The organism is Fibrella aquatilis, assembly GCF_017353255.1.
Lineage (GTDB): Bacteria > Bacteroidota > Bacteroidia > Cytophagales > Spirosomataceae > Fibrella > Fibrella aquatilis.
In genome coordinates, this window is record NZ_JAFMYU010000035.1 from 1 (window position 1) to 21,814 (window position 21,814).

The window sequence follows — 21,814 nt, forward strand, 5'->3', positions numbered from 1 at the left end:
TATGCGCAGGACGTTCCCTACACCGCCGCTAACGAACTGCGCGGCAGTGGTCGAATCGTGGACGAAGCCATTCCGGTGAAGCCCATCGAGCGCGTCATCATCAACCAGTTTCCGGCCTCAATTACGGTCAATACCAGGGCAACCAGCCCGTCGGTACAAATTGGAGTAGATGACAACCTGCTGTCGCTGATTCAGTATGTTAATGACAACGGCACGCTGACGCTGTCGTTTAAAGAGCCTGCCGGTAAGTGGGTGAACAAAGCCACGATCAGCATCACAATCAATGCGCCGGGGCTGACACAGCTCACCTCCCGCTCGAACAGCGACGTGCTGGTACGGGGCCTGACGGGGGCGCAGTTCAACCTTACCAACGAAGCCAACGGCACCGTAACCCTGCTCGGCGCCGTCGACACATTTAACCTGCTCAGCACCGCCAATGGCACCATCAACGCCGACAAGCTGCCTGTACAACAGGCCAACGTAGTTACCAAAGCCAACGCCACCGTGCGTATCAACGCCCGCTCGGCCAACGCCGTCAACGCCAGCCACGCCAGCATCATTAATCAGGTGTATGTGGTGAAAGAGTGACGATTAACAATCATTAACAACCTGTGCAATAGCCCTGTATGTACCTTTCCGGCCGGAAACGATAGGGAGGCATATGCTCAGCAATCAACTTAAACTGGCCTGGCGAAATTTGCTGGGGCAGCGCAGCTATACGCTGCTTAATATACTCGGGCTGAGTGTGGGCCTGGCGGGCGGGTTGCTCATTTTTCTGTTCATCCGCCACCACCTGAGCGTTGACCGGCACCACACAAAGTTCGACCGTATTTTTCGCATCACTACCGATCTGCACCTCGATGATGGCTCGGTAGAACCGTATCCCGAAGCGCCGCTGCCGATGGCTGAGGTACTACGTACGGACTACCCGCAGGTGGAACAAGCCGCGTTTCTACGGATGAACCGGTCACTGACGGTTAGCGTCAGACGGCCCGGACGTACCGCGTCTACGCCGTTTCTGGAGCAGGAAAGCACCGCCCTCGTAGAACCCCAGTTCTTCCAGATTTTTGATTATCAATGGCTCAGTGGTAACCCGAAAACAGCCCTAACTATGCCCGGAAGTATTGTACTGACGGCATCCTGGGCAAAACGGTACTTCGGCGACGCCGCCCCTATCGGGCAGGTCGTCAAGCTCGACCACACCATAAACGCTACCGTGACAGGCGTGGTGGCCGATCCCGCCAACCCCACTGATACGCATGTCGGGCTGTTTATTTCCATAGCCACCCATCGGCAATTCAACCCTACGTATGACGCGAAAGACGAGTGGTGGAACTTCAGCAGCACCGACCGGCTGTACGTCACGCTGAAAAATTCCGCTCAGGCCAGTCAACTTGACGCTGCCTTTCCCAAACTGGCCAAAAAACAGTTTGGCGACATGGCCAAGGCGTATGAGTTCCACACCCAACCGCTGGCCGACGTACATTTCGACGTAACGCGCGTTGGCGGAGTTATCCGACGGTCGCTGTTGGTGTCGCTGGGGTTGATTGGCGCGTTTCTCGTCTTTATTGCCTGCATCAATTTCACCAATCTGGCCACGGCACAAGCCTTCCGGCGGAGCAAGGAAGTGGGCATTCGCAAAACCCTGGGTAGTTCGCGGAAGCAACTAGCGGGGCAATTTCTGCTCGAAACCGGCCTGATTATCAGCGTGGCTACCGGGTTGGCCATAGTGCTGACGTGGGTTAGCTTGCCGCTGTTCGGTAGCTGGGTCCGTGTGCCTATTTCATTCCATCCTGATCTAATTATATGTCTGTTTATCAGCGCGTTAATGCTCCTGGTAGTCGTATTGGCGGGGGGCTACCCGGCGTTTGTGCTATCGGGATTTGTCCCGGCGATGAGCCTGCGTGGAACGCTCACCGCAGCAACAACAGGTGGCTATTCAATCCGGAAAGGGTTAGTGGTGCTCCAGTTTGTGGTGTGTCAAGCGTTGCTGGTGGGGTCACTTATCGTGCTTAAGCAGGTGCGGTTCATGCAGCAGGCAGACCTTGGCTTTCAACCCGGCAACGTGCTGACAATCAATCTGCCAATGGCCGAAAAGAAGTCGTGGTCAGCTTTCAAAGACGAGCTAAACCGTTACGCCAACATCAAATCTGTCACGCTGCAGTACCGCCCGCCGTCGTCTAAAGTGATGAATGGCGGCTCCCTTAAATTCGGGGCAAAAATGGACTGGACGCCCTATCCCGTTCGCGAACGGCTTGCCGATGCAGACTACCTCAAAACGTACAATCTCAAGTTGCTGGCAGGCCGGAATATTGTGGAGGGCGATTCCATCCGAGAATACGTTATTAACGAAACGCTACTGCATAAACTTGGCTTCCGCAGGCCGCAGGATGTGTTAGGTAAGCGAATGCAATACTACCTGTCGGCGGTGCCGCTGCCTATTGTGGGTGTAGTGAGGGACTTTCACCAGCGGTCTTTGCATGAACCCATTGGTCCCTGTTTCATCGCTACCTACCCAGCCATGTACCGGCAGGCGGGAATCCGCATAGCGGGGCAATCATCGGTGCGGACGCTGGCTCACATCCGGGCAGTCTGGCAGCGGCTCTACCCAACGGACGTATTTGACTACGAATGGCTGACCGACAACCTAGCTCACTTCTACCAAACCGAAACTACCCTTTCGACACTTACCAACGCGTTTTCCCTCTTGGCCATGCTCATTTGTTGTTTGGGCCTCTACGGGTTGGTTGCCTTCACGGTGGGGCAGCGCACGAAAGAAATTGGTATTCGTAAAGTGCTGGGGGCCAGCGTCTCCGGCATCGTGGCCCTGCTTACCCGCGACTTTGTAAAGCTGGTAATAGTGGGCATCGCCATTGCCTCGCCGCTGGCGTGGTGGGCCATGAACAGTTGGCTGCAAAGCTTCGCCTACCGGGTCGAGATTGGCCCGTGGGTGTTTGTGCTGGCAGGCAGCTTAGGTACATCAATTGCCTTGCTCACAATCAGTTACCAAAGCATTAGCGCCGCCCTGATGGACCCGGTGAAGAGCTTGCGGAGTGAGTAAAAGGGAGTGGCAATAGGAAGTGGCTGCCGTCAACATACTACTACTGACTGCTTTGCGCTACTTTCTGTTCAGTTGGGATCGTTTTTACGTCGCGCTCACGCTCGGTTTGCTCTACATAAACGGCGTGGTCGGCGGGTTCGATCCTGATGCCGAAGTGGTTGGCATAGGCCTGCGTAAACTCAGCTCCGAAGTAGAGAATGGCGGCGGTGTAGTAAATCCAGGTCAGCACCACAATGAGTGACCCGGCGGCTCCATACGACGAACTCGTTCCGGTGGTGTCGATGTAGAGGCCAATGACGTAGCGACCCAGCATAAACAGCAGGGCCGTGAACAGCGCCCCCCAGCGCACGTCTTTCCAGCCAATCTTAGCGTCGGGCAGCACCTTGAAAATCACGCTGAACAAGAGAGCAATAACGGTTGTGCTGATCAGGAAATTGATGCCACTGACTACATATACACTTAAGCCGGGCAACAGTCGGCTCAACTGGCTACCCAATGCCAGTATTAACCCATTGATAATAAACGAAACCAGCAACAAAAAACCCAAACTAACTACCAGCGAGAAAGACAGCAGCCGGTCTTTGATTAGCTTGAGCCATCCCTTCTTGGGTTTGGCTTTCACGCGCCAGATCAGGTTAATCGAATCCTGTATTTCCACAAAAATGCTGGTGGCTCCAATAAACAGCGTACCAATGCTGACCAGCAGGGCCGTGTTGGTTTTGTTCGACAGACTGACGTTTTTGATCATCGTCTGAATCTGCTGCGCGGCTTCATTGCCCACCAGCCCATTGATCTGCCCGAAAATCTGGCCCTGAATGGCTTCCTGCCCCAGAAAAATACTAGCCAGCGACATAACCAGTACCAGCAGCGGGGCCAGGGAGAAGATGGTATAGTAGGCCAGGGCGGCGCTTAGCTTCAGGCCGCGGTCGTCCAGGAAGCCGTTGCCAGCGTCGCCCAGGACAGTCCGGGCGTTGGCGAAAAAACCTTTTTTGACGTTTTGTTCGGTAGTCATCGGCAGAGACGGGTAAAAAATAACGTTTCATCTTGATAACCAGCCGTTGGCCAAAATGTCCTTTCCAACCCATCGACTGACCCGGCTGCATTGGCTGTTTGGCAGCGTCTTACTCAACCTTAACAATTCTTAACGGCCTGTTTGTTAGCAGTATACGTACCTTTCCTACCTGGAAAACGATAGGTATATTATGCTCAACAACTACCTCAAAATCGCTTGGCGGAACCTGCTGACCCGCCGTTTTTATTCACTCCTCAATATCGTCGGACTGGCCGTGGGTATCACATTCGCTGCCCTGATCGGGGCCTATGTCTGGACTGAATATCAGGTCAATACCGGCTTGCGCCACGCCCACCGGCAGTACCTCGTGCAAAGCCGCTGGACCGACGCCAACCAGGGTATGCCCTTAACCACGCTGGCCCCTATGGGCGCGGCCCTGCGGGCCAACTACCCTGCGCTGGTGGCTAACTACTACCGGTTTCACGGGGTCAACGCCACCATCTCGCGGGGTACCAACCACTTCCGCGAGTCGATCCAGATCGGCGACTCTACCCTGCTAACCATGTTTGGGTTTGACCTCCTCCACGGCGACCCGCGCACGGCCCTGATCGCCCCCAACGCCATCGTGATTACGGCCGATAAAGCCCTGAAATATTTCGGCAAAACCGACGTGCTCAACCAGTCGCTGACCGTAGAGACACCGCAGGCCGGTAAGCGCGACTACCTTGTCACGGGCGTGTTAAACGCATTGCCCAACAACTCCGTCTCGCACCTGCTGACCGAGGTCAACGAGGTGTTTATGTCGGCGGGGAGTCTAGCCAGTTTCGGGGCCGATTTCACGGTGTGGGCCAACCCCTACATCGTCACCTACGTGGAGTTACAGCCGGGCGTGTTGCCGGAGCAGTTGCAGGAACCACTGGCCCAACTCATCAGGACCAACACCCCGCCCGAAACGCAAAAAAACCTGACTGCCTACCTCACGTCCCTAACCGATTATTACCGCCAAAGCAACAATGGGCTGGTGGCGCAACTGATCGTGACGCTGCTGGCAGTGGCCGGGTTTATTCTGCTCATGGCCGTGGTCAATTTCGTAAACCTGTCGCTGGGTAGCTCGTCGGGGCGGCTGCGCGAGATTGGGGTTCGGAAGGCCCTGGGCAGCCTGCGCTGGCAGCTTACGGCCCAATTCCTGATGGAAGCCCTAGTGCTCACGGCCATCGCCACCCTGCTATCGCTGGTGTTGTACAGCCTGTTCCGGCCCCTGTTCATAGATGTAGTAGGCAAGCCTATTCCGCCACTCTGGCACCTGCCGGGGCTGTTTTTTTCGGGCCTGCTGGGTCTAATGCTGCTGGTGGGGGGGCTGGCGGGGGGCTACCCGGCGCTGTACCTGTCGGCCTACTCCTCGGTCGATTCGCTCAAGGGCAAGCTGCGGTCTGTGCGGGAGGGGAGCCTGTTCCGGCGGGCGCTCATTACGGGGCAGTTCGCCATTGCTATCGTGGTGTTTGTAGGAGCGGTGATGGTGTCGCGGCAGATCGCGTTTTTCTTTACCAGCGACCTGGGTTTCAGCAAAGAATCCGTCCTCACGGTCTCGTCGCTCCCCCGCGACTGGTCGGCGGCGGGCGTAACCCGGATGCAGGCCGTCCGCGCCGAACTGGGTCGGTTGCCGGGCGTAACGTCGGCGAGTTTATCGTTCGAAATCCCGAACGGCAACGTGGGCAACAGCGCCAACGTATACCGCCCGGGGCAGGACTCGACAAGGGCCGTGAGCATGAAATCCATGACTACCGACGAATCCTTTGCCGGCACCTACGGACTTAAAGTGCTGGCTGGCAGCTATTTCCACCCGGCCGGTGCGCCGCAGGATTCAAGCGGTATTGTGCTCAACCAAACCGCCACCCGCCTGATGGGCTATGCCACGCCCGCCGCCGCCGTTGATCAGCTGGTACGTGTGCAGGGCAGCCCACAACCCCTCCGGGTGCTGGGCGTGGTGCATGATTTTCACGTTGGCACCCTTCACCAAGCCATTGGTCCGGTGGCCATTGGCCACACGCAGAACCTACAGATCTACCGCTTTTTCTCCTTCCGGCTGAGGGGCAACCCGCGCAACGCTATTGCCGCGCTGGAACGCACCTGGCGCACCCGCTTCCCCGACGCACCCTTCGACTATGCCTTTATGGATCAGACACTTCAGAAGCTATACCAATCGGAGCTTCAGTTGGAAAAAGCGGCTTACCTCGCCACGGGGCTAGCCCTGTTTATTGTGCTACTGGGGGTGGTGGGTCTGGTGTCGCTGAGCGTGGCGCGGCGCACCAAAGAGCTGGGCGTCAGGAAGGTACTGGGGGCATCGGTGCCTAACCTGGTGGGCCTGTTTTTAGGCGAATACGCCTGGGTGATCCTGCTGGCCAACGCGCTGGCGTGGCCCCTGGCCTACTGGCTGCTGTCGGGCTGGCTGGCCACCTACGCCTACCACACCAGCCTGACGGCTTCGCCCTTTGCGCTGGTGGCTATCGCGCTGGCCGTCCTGACCAGTATTGTAGTGGCCCTGCAAGTAGCCAAAGCGGCGCTGATGAACCCGGTGAAGGCCTTGCGGAGTGAATAGTACGTTCACAGAAAACTATTCATGTCCAGATCAAGAATGGCCGAGTATGACGTTGGCGTGGTCAAACCGCCATCGCCAAAGCGGTAACGAAGCCACTCGCTGGTTCGGTAATCATACACGAAACCCTCGCGAATACCATACAGATCATCATCAATGAGTTGAATAACCTTACGTAAATCGGCCCGCAGGCCATTGGTATGGCACACCTCGATAATGATGGGTGTTAGCGATTGGGCGTTGTCACGAAGCGAAATATCTGGCACTAAGCTGGCTTTGCCCTCATCCAACATGGTTTCGGGAAGCGGTTCCAGCAGGATCGATTTTTCACGATGATACAAAATGCCAAGTCCCATGGTAAGCAATGAAATCACCCGCTGATGGTCGATGGGTGCCCATACGCCCTGATCTTCATGAACAAATGAGGGGTTAACTGCGGGAAAATACATAGTGGTAATAGTCTTGTTCGCTTATCTAAGGTAGGCGTTTAGGCCGAAAAAAATACACGCTGCTGCTGTTCCCGTTTTTTTGAAAGTCCATTCATAGCATAGAAAGATTACGTTCAACAGGCTGTATTCTCGTGCGTATCATAGCCAAGACTATTTACAAACAATCAATTGGTAGCCAGCCCTATGACGAAGCCCATTGGAAGGTCTTTTTCGTTGTTGTCTTAGACGGCCTCTACTCTGCTTTGGTTTGCATTGTCCGTTCAACTGTCCAAAATCGGACAGACGGGTTTTACATAAAATGCCCTTACAACTACGTAGGGGCATTTTTTTGGCTTGGCACCGCATTTGATCGACATTATCGTATAAAATCAGGATGCCATGAAGCGAGCGTTTTTGGGTGAGTTTGAAGAGATCGTACTGCTCACCGTGGCCGTGCTTTCCGGTGGCGGCGACGAGGCGGCATATGGCGTGACCGTGACGCAGGAAATTGAGCAGAAAACGGGCCGGGCCGTGGGTTTCAGCACCGTGCACACTACGCTGCAACGGCTGGAGGAAAAAGGCTACCTCTCCTCGCAGATGGGCGGGGCCACGGCCGAACGCGGTGGTCGCCGGAAACGGTTTTTTGCCCTCACCGCCACCGGACGAAAAGCCTTGGTAGAGGTGCAGCAGGTACGCGCCCAACTCTGGGAAGCCCTGCCCCCACAAGCGCTGCAACTCATGGGGTATTGATTCCCACTAGCCATGCACCGACACCCGCAACCCCGACCCGTCGGACCGCCGCGCTGGGCTACGTACTTGCTAACGCGGCTGAGCCACCCCGACACCCACGAAGAGGTGCAGGGCGACCTGCTCGAACTCTACGCCCTCTGGGTGCGCACCCACGGGTCACGAAGGGCCAACTGGCTTTACAGCCTCAACGCGCTGAAGCTATTACGGCCTTTTGCCAAACCCAGGTACGTATCCGGTCGGCGTTCCGAGCAATATCCGTCACCTTTCTTTCTTAACCTTGATATGCTTCGCAACTATCTTAAAATCGCCTGGCGGAATCTGGTACGTAGCAAAACGTTCTCGACCATCAACGTGCTGGGGTTGGCTTTGGGTATGGCCAGCAGCCTGCTGATTTGGCTCTGGGTGCAGGACGAACTACGCATCGGCACGCAGTATCCCAGTGCACAACACCTGCACCGGGTGATGGAACACGAAATTGCCGACGGACGCATTGTCACTGACGAAGACACGCCCGGTCTTCTGGCTGATGAGCTTAAGCGCGTCTTGCCCGAAGTGGTCTATGCCGCCAATATGGCGGCAGTGGAAAATGTGTTGATGGCAGGCACCGTGACCACCCGGCAGAAAGGTCTTTACGCGGGGGCCGACTGGTTCCGCCTATACGACGTGCCGCTGCTGGAAGGCACCACGCAAACGGCCAACAGCACCCCCGGCTCAATAGCCATTTCAGAGAACGTAGCAAAGGTGTATTTCGGTGGGGTACAACAGGCGATTGGTAAGACGCTTCGGTTTGATGATTGGCAAGATTGCCGCGTAACGGCGGTGTTTGCCAACCTCCCCGCCAACGCACCGGAGAAATATGACTATGTCCGCAACTGGCAGGACTTCCTGCGTCAGGAGCAATGGCTCACCCACTGGGAAAATTCCGGTCCCACAACGCGGGTACAACTTCGGCCTGAGGCCGACGTAGCGAAGGTCAACGCCAAGCTGAAGACATTTCTGAAAGGCCGCAATAAAGACATCAATGCCAATTTCAACATCGAACTGTTTTTGCAGCCCGAAACAGAAGCGTATCTATACGGGCACTTCCGCAACGGGCAGCGCGACGGCGGGCGCATCGAATACGTCCGCATGTTCGTGGGCGTGGCCGTGTTTTTGCTCCTGATTGCCGCCATCAACTTCATGAATTTAGCCACGGCGCGGTCGGCGAAGCGGGCGCGGGAGGTGGGCGTTCGGAAGGTGGTGGGGGCCGGGCGGGCATCGCTCATCGGGCAGTTTATGGGCGAGACGTTTTTGCTGGCCCTGCTGGCGCTGGGGCTGGCTGTTATTGCCGTAGCCGTGGTGCTGCCATCGTTTAATACACTGACGGAGAAACGGTTGGTTATGCCACTGGCCTCGCCCGAAAGTTGGGCAATGTGGCTCGGGTTGGCGGTGGTCGTGGGCGCGTTGGCGGGTAGTTACCCAGCCCTCTTCCTGTCATCGCTGAGTCCGGTACGGGTGCTAAAAAGTGCCCTACGGGTTGGCGCAGGGGCGCAACAGTTCCGGCGCGGGCTGGTCGTGTTTCAATTTGTGTTGTCGATGGTCATGATCGTGGGTACGTTGGTCATTTACCGGCAGCTACACTACATACAGCAGAAAAACCTCGGCTTCGACCGCGCCAACCTGATCAGCCTCAGCCGCGAGGGAGCACTCATACATCAGTACCAGCAGTTTAAGGAACGATTGTCACAAATGCCCGGCATACAGCAGGTTACGTTCCTGAAATCGAACCCATTATACAACGGTTCTACGTCAGACGGGGTACGTTGGCCGGGGAAAGACCCAACGGTAGCCATTCAGTTCAACAACACCAGCGTTGGCTACGACTTCGTCAAGACAATGAACCTGAAACTCGTGCAGGGCCGCGACTTTTCGCCCGCCTACGGAGCTGACTCAAGCAATTACCTCATCAACGAAGCCGCCGCCCGGCGCATGGGCTTTGCCAATCCGGTGGGTAAGCCACTCACATTCTGGGGTACGCCCGGCACCATCATCGGCGTGCTGAAAGATTTCCATTTCAATTCGCTGCACGTGGCGGTCCGGCCCCTCATCGTTCGATTAATACCTGTAAAGCAACCCGACGCGGGCGTTATCCTGGTGCGCCCCGCCCCCGGCCAAACCGAGCAGGCCTTGCAAAACGCCGAAACGCTCTGGCGCGAGATGAACCCTAAATTTCCGTTCAACTACGGCTTCGTTGATGACGATTTTGCCAGACAGTACCGCAACGAAACCATCGTGGGTACGTTGACAATGGCCTTTGCCTGCTTAGCGATCTTCATCGCCTGTCTGGGGTTGTTCGGCTTAGCGACGTTCACCGCTGAGCAACGGACCAAAGAGATTGGCATTCGTAAAGTGTTAGGGGCCAGCATCACCAGCATTATTGCGCTGTTGAACAAAGAGTTTCTGAAACTGGTGCTGATTGCCGTCGTCCTCGCCTCACCACTGGCTGGATACGTGATGAGCCGCTGGCTGGAAGGCTTCGCCTACCGCATCGAACTAACGTGGTGGATGTTCGCGCTGGCCGGTACGTTGGCGATCTTGATTGCGCTCCTGACCGTATCGTTTCAAAGCCTTAAGGCCGCGTTGGTCAATCCGGTGAAGAGTTTACAAAGCGAATAGGCTATGAAGCCGACCAATGTACCTCAAAACGCTAACCCGATCCCACCGCGCTGGGCGACGTACCTGCTCACGCGGCTGGGCCACCCCGACACCCGTGAAGAGGTTGAGGGCGACCTACTCGAACTATACAGTCATTGGGTCCACACCCTGGGCACTCGCCGGGCCAACTGGCGCTACGTGCTGGCGGTAGTAGGGTTGTTACGACCACTGGCCAAGTCAAAACACGTTCCCGAATACCCATCACCTTTCTTACTCAGCCCCGATATGTTACGCAACTACTTTAAAATCGCCTGGCGGAACCTGTTAAAAAATAAGCTGTATTCGCTCACTACCGTGCTGGGTCTGACAATCGGCCTTATAGCCTGTGGCCTTATAGCTCTGTACATTTACGATGAGTGGCGCGTGGACCGGTTTCATGCCAACGCCGACCGGATTTACCGCGTCGTGACGATTAATCGTTCCAAGGGGCAATCAGAAATGGCTGCTCCCACCACCGGGCGGCCATTGGCCCAAGTCATTCAACGCGAGGTGCCCGGCGTTGAGGCGGTGGTGCCCATCAGGATGACAAAGTTTTCCGTCAAACACGGCAATCAGTATTTCTTCGACAACCAACTGTACGCGGGCGAGGCTTTTCTTAAAGCGTTCAGCTATCGGCTCGTAGCGGGCGACGCCAGGACGGCCCTGCGAGACCCCTATTCGCTGGTATTAACCCAGAGCACGGCCCACAAGTATTTCGGTGACAGCCCGGCCTTAGGCAAAACGCTGCAACTGGCCGACACGCTCACTTTCACCGTAACGGGTGTGCTGGCAGATCCACCGCCTTCGCACATCAATTTTGACGTGCTGCTATCGCTGCCCACGTTCGCTGCCTTGGGTGGTAAAATGGATCAGTGGTTCACGTGGGACCAGTATTGCTACATACTGCTCGACAAGTCTGCCGACCCAACCACCGTTGAGCGGACCATAGCAGCATTACCGATGAAATACAACAGTAGCGAGTACAAAAGCAGCGGCATGTACGTCGAGCAGGTGCTGGAACCCTTGCCGAAAATCTATCTTCACTCCACAGGCGGGGGTATCAACCGACCGGCAGGTAGTGCCAAGCAGCTTTACGTGCTGGGAGCCATTGGGTTATTTCTGCTGTTGCTAGCGGGGGTTAATTTTATCAACCTGACTACCGCGCATCAGGGTGAGCGCGCAAAGGAAGTGGGCGTACGCAAGGCCATCGGAGCCGGTACGTCGTTGTTGATCGCGCAGTTCATTGGTGAATCGCTGCTGTTGGCTCTGCTTGCAGGTGTGCTGGCGTGGGGGGGCGTGGCCCTATCGCTGCCCTTTTTTGACCGGCTGACCGACAAAGTCATTCCTTTCACCCTGCTTATTCAACCCGGTGCACTACTGGCTAGTCTGTTGTTGGTGTTGCTTATCGGAGCACTGGCGGGCTGGTATCCTGCCCTAATCTTGGCACGGTTCCGGCCCGTGGACACGCTGAAAGGGCAGGTCGTCAAGGGCACCAAAGGGGCGTGGGTGCGTCAGGGGTTGGTCGTGTTTCAGTTCACGGTGTCGCTGGTGCTCATCATCAGTACGTTGGTAGCGTCGCGGCAACTGCACTTCATGCAGGGGCAGGCACTAGGCTTCGACAAAGACCGCGTACTGGTCGTGGAGTTGAAAAAGCTCCCTTGGCGGCAGTTCATTGACAACTACGCGACGATCAAGGCACAGTTAATAGCGATACCCAACGTGCAGGCCGTAACGGGCGTAACAGCACTGCCGGGCCGAGCGGGCTGGAACGGGCAGATGGTCTACCCCGAAGGTCGCCCCAAAGAGCAAGCACTGTCGCTAGAAGTGATTCCCGTTGACCACGATTATGTACAGGTGCTGGGCCTGACAATGCGGGCGGGGCGGTCCTACGACGCGCAGTTGGCCGAAGACGTACAGAACGGTGTACTGCTCAATGAGGCCGCCTGCAAAGCGTTCGGCTGGCAACCCACCGAAGCCGTTGGCAAGAAAATACAGACGTCGGGCATGAACGACGGGCGGGTACTTGGCGTAATCGCCGACTTTCATCAGCACGGGTTGCAGCAGGCGATCACGCCGATGCTGACGTTTATTGCCCCCTACGCCTACCGCTATGTGGCACTGCGTTTAGGCCCGCAGGATTTGTCCACGTCAGTAGGGCAGGTGGGTCAGTTCTGGAAAGAGCGCTTTCCCGGCTACGACTTCGATTACTTTTTCTTGGATCAGGATTTCAACAAGCAGTACGAAGCTGAGCAGCGCATCGCGACCCTGTTTCGTGGGTTTGCCGGACTTGCTATTGCCATCGCCTGCATGGGGTTGTTTGCCCTATCAACCTACACTGCTCAGCAACGCACGAAGGAAATCGGCGTCAGGAAAGCGCTGGGGGCCAGCGTCGCGAATATTGTGTCGCTGCTGAGTAAAGATTTTTTGAAACTGGTGCTGGTGGCCATCGTCATTGCCTCACCCCTGGCCTGGTATGCTATGCACCGTTGGCTCCAAGATTTCGCCTATAAGATTGAGATCCGTTGGTGGGTCTTCGCGCTGGCGGGCGGATTAGCTATTACTATTGCTCTGCTCACCGTGAGTTACCAGAGCATACGCGCCGCTTTAATGAACCCGGTGAAGAGCTTACGGAGCGAGTAAATAAGGCAACGGTTACGGTAATTAAAACAGCAGGAGTTGATCAAAGGTGCTGTCAGTATACTGCTTTTGCTCCCAGATAGCATCGGCTCGTTGGCGGGCCTTCTGTAACAGAAAAGAAGCCATAACGCGCCGCAGTTCCAGCAAATCCTCGTCGGGAATCTGCCGGGAAAAGACCTTCAGCAGTTCGGCCTGTACGTTTGTTAGAGGGGGTTGTAGCATCGCTTTTTTTGGTAGAACAAACCATTGGCCTTTTCAATTCCTATCGCTTATGCTGCCTCAACGCGCTACACCTCAGTTACCAGAGCATACGCGTCGCGCTGATGAACCCCGTGAAGAGCTTGCGGAGCGAGTAAACTGTCCGACTAGTGTCCAAAAACGGACAATTGGCACAGTACATTTTCACACAAAATCGCCGTTTCTAGCTTAGAAACGGCGATTTTGTGTTTGTGGCCGTTGATTTGCTCAGCAAAGATGGAAGTAATATACCAGCCATGAAACGGACGTACCTGGGGGAGTTTGAAGAGATCGTGCTGCTGCTTGTGGCGGCCCTCGACGGCGAAGGCTACGGCTTGGGCCTCACCCACAAAATCAATGAAGAAACCGACCGCGCCGTGCGGCTCAATCAGGTACACGCGGCCCTGCACCGCTTGCAGGAGAAGGGCATGGTGGCCTCGCGCCTCGGCGAACCTACGCCCGAACGCGGCGGACGACGCAAACTACTCTTTACTGTTACGGCCTACGGCTACCGTACCTTACAGGACATCCAAGCTATGCGGGCGCAACTCTGGAACAACGTACCGGCCAACCCTACGCTCTCTATCGCATGAAGCCCGCACCCAAGCCCCCACGCCTCGCCGACCGGCTGCTCGAATGGATGGTGGCCCCGCACCGACTGGAAGCCATTCAGGGCGACCTCCACGAAGAATTTGCTTATCAGGTTGGGCGCATGGGCCTGCGCCGGGCGCGGTGGCGCTACTGGCGCGACCTGCTGGGCTTTGCACGGCCCTGGGCCATCAAACGCCAACCCACCGATTATTCGTCACCCTTTTTTCTTCATCCCGACATGCTCAGCAACTACGTCAAAATCGCCTGGCGCAACCTGGTTCGCCAAAAATTGTATAGCCTCATCAACCTCTCCGGCCTGGGCCTGGGCCTGGCGGCGTCGGTACTGATTTTGCTCTGGGTGCAAAACGAACTGAGCTTCGACAGCTACCACCACAAGGCCGACACAACCTACCGCGTCACCAACACGCTGAAGGTGTCGGAAGAACCTTGGGTCTGGTCTAGTTCGCCGCTTATTCTGGGCGACCTGGCCCAACGACAGATTCCGGGCGTAGAACGTATTGCGCGGTTTAAGAAGCCCTGGCAGCCGGTCAGTTTTCGGGTGAATGAAGCAGTTTTCTACGAAGAGAACAGCGCCATCATCGACTCCACCTGGTTTGCCTGTTTCGACTATGAGTTTCTGGCGGGCAATGCCGCCCACGCCCTCGACGAGCCGGGTAGCCTGGTCCTGACCGAAACCAAAGCTCGCACCTGGTTTGGCGATCCGCAGGCTGCCTTGAACAAGACGGTGCTCATGGACACCACCCTGCTTACAGTGCGGGCCGTGGTGCGTACCAACCGGCCCAACTCCAGTTTCCGCTACGATGTGCTGGTGCCCATTGCTGCCTCGTTCCGGTCGGCCGAAGACCGGAAGAACGATCAGGATTGGAATAACTTCAACTACCAACTGTTTTTGCAGCTCAAACCCGGCACCTCGGCTACCAACGTAGGCCAGCAACTCACGCAGTTCTACCGGGCTTACAAAAAAGATTCTACCCTCACAGCCAGCCTATTACCTCTCACGGCCATTCACTTCGACACCTCGTTTCAGTCTGACGAATTGCCCAAAGGTAGCCGTAACACCGTCTGGATGCTGGGGCTGGTGGGCTTGGTTATCCTGGTCATTGCCAGCATCAACTACGTAAACCTGTCTACGGCTCTGGCCAGTCAGCGGGCCAAAGAAGTAGGCGTGAAAAAGATCATTGGCGCCGGGCGGGGTGCGTTGTTCGGGCAGTTCATGACCGAATCGACCCTGCTCACGGTCATGGCGCTGGTGCTGGCCCTGGTGCTGATTGCGCTTGGCCTACCCCTGTTCAATGACTTCACCGACAATCAGTTTTCGCTCGATTTGGGTAACGGTATGCTTTGGTTGCTGCTCCTGGGGAGCGTAGCGGTGACGGTGCTGCTGTCGGGTGTGTACCCGGCGGTGTTGCTCTCGTCGCTGCTGCCAGTGAAGGTATTGAAGGGCAGCAACGTGCTGAACATGGGCAACGCCCGTTTCCGCCAGGGGCTGGTGGTAACGCAGTTTGTAGCTTCTATTATTCTGATAATCAGCACGCTGATCATTTTTCAGCAGCTGCGTTTTGTGCACAGCAAGGACCCCGGCTACGGACGCGAACACGTCTTTTACATGCAGCTTCCCTATAGCAAGACCATGTCTAACACCCACGCCCGCGACGTGCTGAAACAACAACTACGTGAGTTGAGCGGCGTGGCGGGCGTAACGTCGGCTAACCAGCCCATTATTAACAATATGAGTAGCCATAGCGGTAGCCTGAAATGGGCCGCCAAACGCGACGATTTTACGCCCACCGTGGCCCAATTTTCGGTCGAACCCGAAATGCGGACGGTGTTTAACCTGAAATTGGCAGAAGGCCGCTGGTTTGAGCGTGGTAAGCGACTCGATACGGCCAACGTGATTCTGAACGAAGCCGCCGTGAAGTCGCTGGGGCTGAAGGCTCCTGTGGTGGGGCAGTGGTTTGAGTTTCAAAGTCGGCGGGGGCAGGTTATTGGTGTAGCGAAAGATTTTCACTTCAAGAGTCTGCACGAGAAAATCGACCCGATGGTGCTCTTCAACGCGCCGGGCTGGCATTCGTACATCTTCACCAAAGTGAACCCCGGCGCCACCGAACACGTACTGGCCGACGTGGAACGCATCTGGAAAGCCAGCTACCCCGACAAGCCGTTCAAATACTCCTTTCTAGACGACAGCTTTGCCCAGTTGTATCAAAGCGAGCAAAAAGCGGGTCAGTTATTTAACGTCTTTGCGGGTATTGCCGTGCTGATCTCGTGCCTGGGTTTGTTTGGCCTGGCCACATTCTCGGCTGAGCGCCGCAACCGCGAAATTGGGGTACGCAAAGTGCTGGGAGCCAGTGTACAGAGTATTGTGGCCTTGCTCAGCAAAGACTTCGTCAAGCTGGTGCTGGTGGCTATTGTAATCGCCTCGCCCCTGGCCTGGTACATCATGGACCGCTGGCTACAGGCATTTGCTTACCGAGTCAACATGCCCTGGTGGGTCTTTGGGCTGGCGGGTTTGCTGGCGGTGGTAACGGCCCTGCTCACGGTCAGTTTTCAGAGCATCCGCGCCGCCCTGATGAACCCCGTGAAGAGTTTACGGAGTGAGTGAAGGAAGCCACAGTCTCAATTGAATACGTCGCCGAGCGGGCATTCGATAGTGGTGACGGGGTCAACCACCGTATCGTTTTCTGAGAAGAAACGATACTTGCCAAAAGCTGAATAAACTGAAATAGCTTGAAAACTAGGAAGCACCAACCAACACGACTTAACGCCTGCATTGAAGTACCGCTCAAACTTTGCAATGATCTCAGCATCTGACTGGGACGGAGAAACGATCTCAATAACCGTTAGCGGCATCTCAGTCATTGATGTAACGTCGTGGAAAAAGTCGATTTGGAGCTTAGGATAAATCGCAATGTCAGGTACTGTGTCAGGCCGTTCCGGCATCGTCACGTTCAATTCCGACAAGACCGTGAAGTCCTTGCGATAGCGATAATCTAAACTGACAAGTAGATTTTTTTAGACATAGGCGTGATTCAACGTGGGCATAGGTTTACCTCGCTCTGTTTCGTAGTCTGATAGTTGTTCGATTATCGCTTCCATAACTAGTCGTGTTTTGTCAAATATACTGAAAAGTAAAAGTTGACCTCCTGTTTCCTAACACGTTAACTATTTCCAACCCAATTTTCAACCCATGAAACGCCTCTTTTTAGCCGCCGCACTTACCCTGAGTTCCTATGCGCTTTACGCGCAAACGGCCCTGACTGCCAATGAAGCCTACAAGTACTTGCAAGGCGAACGGGGCCGTGCCTCGAGAGTCGTTGGTGACGCTGCCATGGTACCGCCCGACAGTCTGAACAAAGCCGAACAGATTCTGAATGAGGCGCTTGTCTATTACAACCGGCCCGACGTGCAGGCATTGGCCAGCACCGATATCTATCTGAAAGCCCGCAAATATGACATCCTGCGCGACCGCACGCTGGTTCAACTTAAAGCTGGTCGGGATGAGGACGCGCTGGCGTCGCTTACCGAGTCGATGGAGGAAAATAAGGGCCGCGCCTGGATCTTCGACGACATCGACGACAACCCGGCCTTTGCCCGGTTTCAGGCACTGCCTGCCTACCAAAAACTGGGCGGCTCAGTGCTGCACCGGGTGTTCAACTCGAAGGCCCTGGCCACAACCTACAAACCCAACCTGACCGACGCCGAAAAGGTAGCAGGCCTTTCGAAGCTATGGTCGGAGGCCAAATACAACTTTGTTTATTTCGACCACCTGCCCGCCCTGGACTGGGATAAACTCTATCTTGAGTACATCCCTAAAGTGCAGGCTACCAACAGCACCGTGGCTTATTATCGTGTGCTGAAGCAGTTTTACGCCCAACTCCACGACGGCCACACCGACGTGTGGGCGGCAAGTCCGGCATTGGCCGATTCGGTGAGCGCCCGGCCACCCATCACGGCGCAACTGGTTGACGGGCGGGTGCTGGTGCAGTTGGTGCGGCACGACAGCCTGCAACGCACAGGCCTGGTGCCCGGCCTGGAAATCACGCAGGTAGATGGTGTGCCGGTGGTAGACTACGCCAACCGCTACGTCCGGCCCTACCAAAGCGGTTCGACCACCCAAAACGTGGACGTGCAGACGTATGCCTACAACCTGTTGCGGGGACCAAAAGATCGCCCCGTGACCATTCAGTTTCGCGATAAAACAGGCAAGCTATTTAGCCGGACACTGCCCCGCACCGGCTACGGCAGGCTAACGCCCATACCGGCGTTTGTGCACCGTACGCTACCCGGCAACATCGCCTACGTGCAGCTTAACACCTTCGAGAACCCGGAGGCGTTCACCAAGTTCAAAGCGGCTTTCGATTCCATCAGCACCAGCAGCGCCCTCATTCTCGACGTGCGGCTCAACGGCGGCGGCAGCAGTGGCGAAGGCTGGAACATACTGGGCTACCTGACCGACAAGCCCTTCCGCATCGGGAAGTCGTCGTCACAGCTATACAGTCCCGTGCGGCGGGCGTGGGGTGAGGGCGTGAAATTCGAGACGGTCAGTGCGCCGGAGCCTACCTGGCGGGCTAACGGTGAGCGGCTGTATACCAAGCCTGTGGTGGTGCTGATCAACGGCATGACGTTTTCGGCGGCGGAAGATTTTGCCCTGGCGTTCGACCTGATGAAGCGGGGTGCGCTCATTGGCGAACCAACCGGCGGCAGCACCGGCCAACCCCTCTCGTTCGCGCTACCAGGGGGCATCATGGCCCGCGTCTGCACCAAACGCGACACCTACCCCGACGGCACTGAATGGGTAGGCAAAGGCATTCAGCCCGTCGTGTTGGTACACCCCACCATTGCCAACGTTCAAGCTGGCCGCGATGCGGTGCTGGAAGTCGCCCTCAATCATTTAAAAACAGCGAAATAGAGTTATAGGAAGAATATACTGGCGTTTAGATCCATGATTCTGCCATAATCAAAGCTTTCTTGTCAAAGCGGTTCAACAGCGTTTTGACAAGAAAGCTTTGGATCAGTAGTGATAGCAAACAATGTGTTCATAATCTTGTTGTGAGTTGGCAACTGTAAACCGAATCTACTATGGCTAGTAAGTGGTTAATTTTTCTGATTTGCTGGCTTCAAATTGTTTCAGTAGTTGCTCAAGAAAGGCCTGATTTTCTCATAAAACCACATAGTAAGGCGGCACTTAGAATTGACTATAAGTATAACAACCAGCCAAGAAAACTATTTGCGGCAACAGCTTGCGTTTTTCCTTATAACGATTACCTTAGACTGGATGATTCTCTTCAAGTGGGAAGCGGATCTAAAATAATCACTTATAATGTTTCTTCTCCACAACGTGGTCTGTTTTTAATTGATGGACAGGGCGGCTTAATTTACCTTATACCTAATGACACATTAACTATACAGATAGACCTGAGTAAAAGCAATCCATTGATTTCATATAAATTTATTGGCAAATATGCTTCTATTAATCAATATTATTTTGATCAGGCAAAAGCTCTCAATGGCATCCCGTCTTTTATGAATGCATTAATCGCCAATAATGCACCGTCAATAACAAAGTATAAGCAACAAAAAGATTCATTGCTAAAAGTGGAGTATAACTATTTTTACGGCTATGTTAAAGAGCATAAACTACCTGTATGGTTCCTCAGAGAAGAAGAGCGACTAATACGCTATACCGATGCTGCATTAAAAGTAAATACGGTAAATTATAGGGAGTTTATTAAAATGGACAAACCTAATTCTGAACCAACTAACTATTATGATTTTATTACCCCTGACCTTTTAAACAATAGCCAAGCAGCTCATATTGAGGAATATCAACGCTTTTTACGAGATTACTTTTACAGACTCTATTTTAGACAAAAAGCAGTTAGTAACCCTGTAGATTTGTTTCCAACACTAGCAGCTAATAAGCTGTCTGGATTAGCTTGGGAAGTATTTATGGCGCGTCTAATAGACGAATTAATGGCAAGTATGCCTACTCACGGCGAAAAGTTATTGAAAAGCTCTCTTTCAAAGTTTGTGAATAAGAAGTGGTTAATCGATCTCGATTCTTTCTACAAGGATGCTTATACACTTAAACCTGGTCAATTAGCTCCAAATTTTGCATTAGAAAATAAACTAGACTCTTTGGCTTACTTAAACGACTTTCGAGGTCAAATTATTTACCTTAGTTTTTGGTTTACAGGATGTGCACCTTGTCGTCAAGAAATGCCGTTAGAGAATGATCTGGTTAATTATTTTGATGGTAAACCTGTAAAAATAATTAGCATTTGTGTCAATAGTTCACGTTCAGACTGGGCAAAGGTTAGTAAATTGTATAATTTACAGACTGTTAATTTGTATGCTAATGATTCGTGGGCTAAAACGCTAATCAGTAAATACAATATAAAAGCCTATCCGCATTACGTTTTGATTGATCGAGCTGGTAAGGTTGTCAGAAATAATTGTGAAAAGCCAAGTAGAAATGCTAAACTAGCAATAGAAGCACTCTTGAAAGACTGAACAATAACCGTGCTGGTACACCCCACCGTAGCCGACATCCAAGCGGGCCGCGATGCGGTGCTGGAAGTCGCCCTCAATCATTTAAAGACAGTGAAATAGGGCTGGAGGAAGTTATTTCGCAGGAAAACGGTTGAAGCCAATTCAGCACTAACTAACCGCGTTTTTTCATACTGGTTTAACCAACAAGTAATCCATTTTTAACGGCCAGAGTAATCGTCAATGCTACCTTTCAGGCAAAAAGAGGTAGTTATGAAAACGTTTGTACATATCTTATTGCTGGTACCCGGCCTGAGCTTTGCCCAGCCTGATAGTCTGGCGCCACAACGCTCGGTGATCCCGCCCCGGCCACCGGCTGATACGCTGAAGCCAATTGAGTTCCGGGAGATTCCGTACCAGTATACTACTTCCAGCACCAACACGTACGGGGGCCACCGGCGCACGTCCTACAGCACCCATACGGGCATTCACCGCATCTACACCTACGACGGCATCGACGTGGTAGACCCCGAAACGACGCTTTGGCCTACCCTATTGGCGGTAAATGACCCCGACGTGGCGCGGCTTCGACAGGAATACAGCACTATAAAGGCCAACCAGGCAACCGCCGTGACAATGGGCACCGTGCTAATGGTACCCGGCCTGATCATGATGGGCGTGGGCCTGGCTCAAAACAGAGAATACCGCAACCTGGTGGCTAAACAGAACGCTGCCTACTACAGCCTACCTACCACTACCTACGTCACCAAAAATTGTGATCGCTGGGGCGGTAGCACAAACAGTCAGGGTGTCTACTTCTGGACGTGTGCCACAGACCCATCCATTACTTATACGGGCAACTACCCGCCCCTGTCAGTGCAGATACCCGTTACAACCACCCCCGCCCGCCCGACTTCCACGCCCGTTACGGTATCAGACGGTAAGGGGCTGATGATTGCCGGTTTGGTGTCTACGCTAATCGGGACCATTGTCTTCTATTCATCGCGGGGCGACCGGTCGGGCACATTTTTGCGGGCGGTGCAGTATTACAACCGGGCGCTAAAGCAGCCCATATCCTGGCAACTCTTACCCTATTCCAGCTTTGGCACTGCCGGGCCAAGCATTGTAGTTCGGTTCTGATTCTCAGGCTAGTGAAGCCGTACCATTTCGGACGAGATCTTGTCCATTTTCGGACAAGCTACTACATTAAAAAGGCCGTTTCTTAGCAGGAAACGGCCTTTCTGGCGCTGGCACGGGTGTTGAGACTTGTTGGAAAAAGCAAGAGGCAAGAAGTGAGAAGCAAGAGACAAGATTCTTCTAGC

The 21,814-nt window shown here is 54.5% G+C and carries 14 protein-coding genes and 1 pseudogene; 11 read left to right on the plus strand and 4 right to left on the minus strand.

Annotated elements, in window-relative coordinates; all coding sequences use genetic code 11:
* Together J2I48_RS26770 and J2I48_RS26775 are read left to right on the plus strand one after the other, a co-directional pair.
* Positions 1 to 588, plus strand: a 588-nt coding sequence (locus J2I48_RS26770) for a GIN domain-containing protein (RefSeq protein ID WP_207338607.1), incomplete at its 5' end; no start/stop codon positions are given.
* Between the two features lie 73 nt (positions 589 to 661).
* A complete protein-coding gene (locus J2I48_RS26775) occupies positions 662 to 3,061 on the plus strand; it encodes an ABC transporter permease (protein ID WP_207338608.1) in 2,400 nt (799 codons plus the stop codon).
* A 40-nt stretch (positions 3,062 to 3,101) separates the two neighbouring features.
* Here J2I48_RS26775 and J2I48_RS26780 read toward each other — a convergent pair whose 3' ends face one another.
* Positions 3,102 to 4,073: a YihY/virulence factor BrkB family protein gene (locus tag J2I48_RS26780; RefSeq protein ID WP_207338609.1), complete on the minus strand. Its 972-nt coding sequence runs from the start codon at positions 4,071 to 4,073 to the stop codon at positions 3,102 to 3,104.
* Positions 4,074 to 4,263: 190 nt separating this feature from the next.
* On the opposite strand from J2I48_RS26780, the gene J2I48_RS26785 reads away from it, so the two are divergent.
* Entirely contained in the window at positions 4,264 to 6,669 is a 2,406-nt protein-coding gene (locus J2I48_RS26785; RefSeq protein ID WP_207338610.1) for an ABC transporter permease, read from the plus strand.
* A gap of 5 nt (positions 6,670 to 6,674) precedes the next feature.
* Here the strand turns inward: J2I48_RS26785 and J2I48_RS26790 are convergent, their stop codons facing one another.
* Entirely contained in the window at positions 6,675 to 7,115 is a 441-nt protein-coding gene (locus J2I48_RS26790; RefSeq protein WP_207338611.1) for a hypothetical protein, read from the minus strand.
* 378 nt (positions 7,116 to 7,493) lie between these two features.
* Here J2I48_RS26790 and J2I48_RS26795 point away from each other — a divergent pair, with 378 nt between their 5' ends.
* From J2I48_RS26795 to J2I48_RS26805, 3 genes are read left to right on the plus strand one after another with little or no spacing between them, the layout of a single operon-like run.
* Positions 7,494 to 7,844 carry a PadR family transcriptional regulator gene (locus J2I48_RS26795; RefSeq protein ID WP_207338612.1) on the plus strand — a complete coding sequence of 117 codons (351 nt, stop codon included), beginning with the start codon at positions 7,494 to 7,496 and terminating at the stop codon, positions 7,842 to 7,844.
* Positions 7,845 to 7,856: 12 nt separating this feature from the next.
* A complete protein-coding gene (locus tag J2I48_RS26800; RefSeq protein ID WP_229376828.1) occupies positions 7,857 to 10,499 on the plus strand; it encodes an ABC transporter permease in 2,643 nt (880 codons plus the stop codon).
* A gap of 3 nt (positions 10,500 to 10,502) precedes the next feature.
* Complete coding sequence (locus J2I48_RS26805) at positions 10,503 to 13,157, plus strand: ABC transporter permease (RefSeq protein WP_207338613.1); 2,655 nt, start codon at positions 10,503 to 10,505, stop codon at positions 13,155 to 13,157.
* 21 nt (positions 13,158 to 13,178) lie between these two features.
* Here the strand turns inward: J2I48_RS26805 and J2I48_RS26810 are convergent, their stop codons facing one another.
* Positions 13,179 to 13,376 (minus strand): DUF8507 family protein, encoded by a 198-nt coding sequence (locus J2I48_RS26810; protein ID WP_207338614.1) that lies wholly within the window; start codon positions 13,374 to 13,376, stop codon positions 13,179 to 13,181.
* Positions 13,377 to 13,648: 272 nt separating this feature from the next.
* On the opposite strand from J2I48_RS26810, the gene J2I48_RS26815 reads away from it, so the two are divergent.
* Positions 13,649 to 13,984, plus strand: a complete 336-nt coding sequence (locus tag J2I48_RS26815; protein WP_207338615.1) for a PadR family transcriptional regulator — start codon at positions 13,649 to 13,651, stop codon at positions 13,982 to 13,984.
* Positions 13,981 to 16,605 carry an ABC transporter permease gene (locus tag J2I48_RS26820; protein ID WP_207338616.1) on the plus strand — a complete coding sequence of 875 codons (2,625 nt, stop codon included), beginning with the start codon at positions 13,981 to 13,983 and terminating at the stop codon, positions 16,603 to 16,605. The genes J2I48_RS26815 and J2I48_RS26820 overlap by 4 nt, the downstream gene beginning before the upstream one ends.
* 14 nt (positions 16,606 to 16,619) lie before the next feature.
* Here the strand turns inward: J2I48_RS26820 and J2I48_RS26825 are convergent.
* Positions 16,620 to 16,967: pseudogene (locus J2I48_RS26825) on the minus strand (Uma2 family endonuclease); the annotation flags it as partial.
* A gap of 223 nt (positions 16,968 to 17,190) precedes the next feature.
* Between J2I48_RS26825 and J2I48_RS26830 the strand changes: the two are divergent.
* From J2I48_RS26830 to J2I48_RS26840, 3 genes are all read left to right on the plus strand, one after another.
* Entirely contained in the window at positions 17,191 to 18,912 is a 1,722-nt protein-coding gene (locus tag J2I48_RS26830) for a S41 family peptidase (RefSeq protein ID WP_207338618.1), read from the plus strand.
* Between the two features lie 170 nt (positions 18,913 to 19,082).
* Positions 19,083 to 20,516, plus strand: coding sequence for a TlpA family protein disulfide reductase (locus J2I48_RS26835; RefSeq protein WP_207338619.1), 1,434 nt, complete (start codon positions 19,083 to 19,085; stop codon positions 20,514 to 20,516).
* Between the two features lie 249 nt (positions 20,517 to 20,765).
* A complete protein-coding gene (locus tag J2I48_RS26840) occupies positions 20,766 to 21,632 on the plus strand; it encodes a hypothetical protein (RefSeq protein WP_207338620.1) in 867 nt (288 codons plus the stop codon).
* The last annotated feature ends 182 nt before the right edge of the window (positions 21,633 to 21,814 follow it).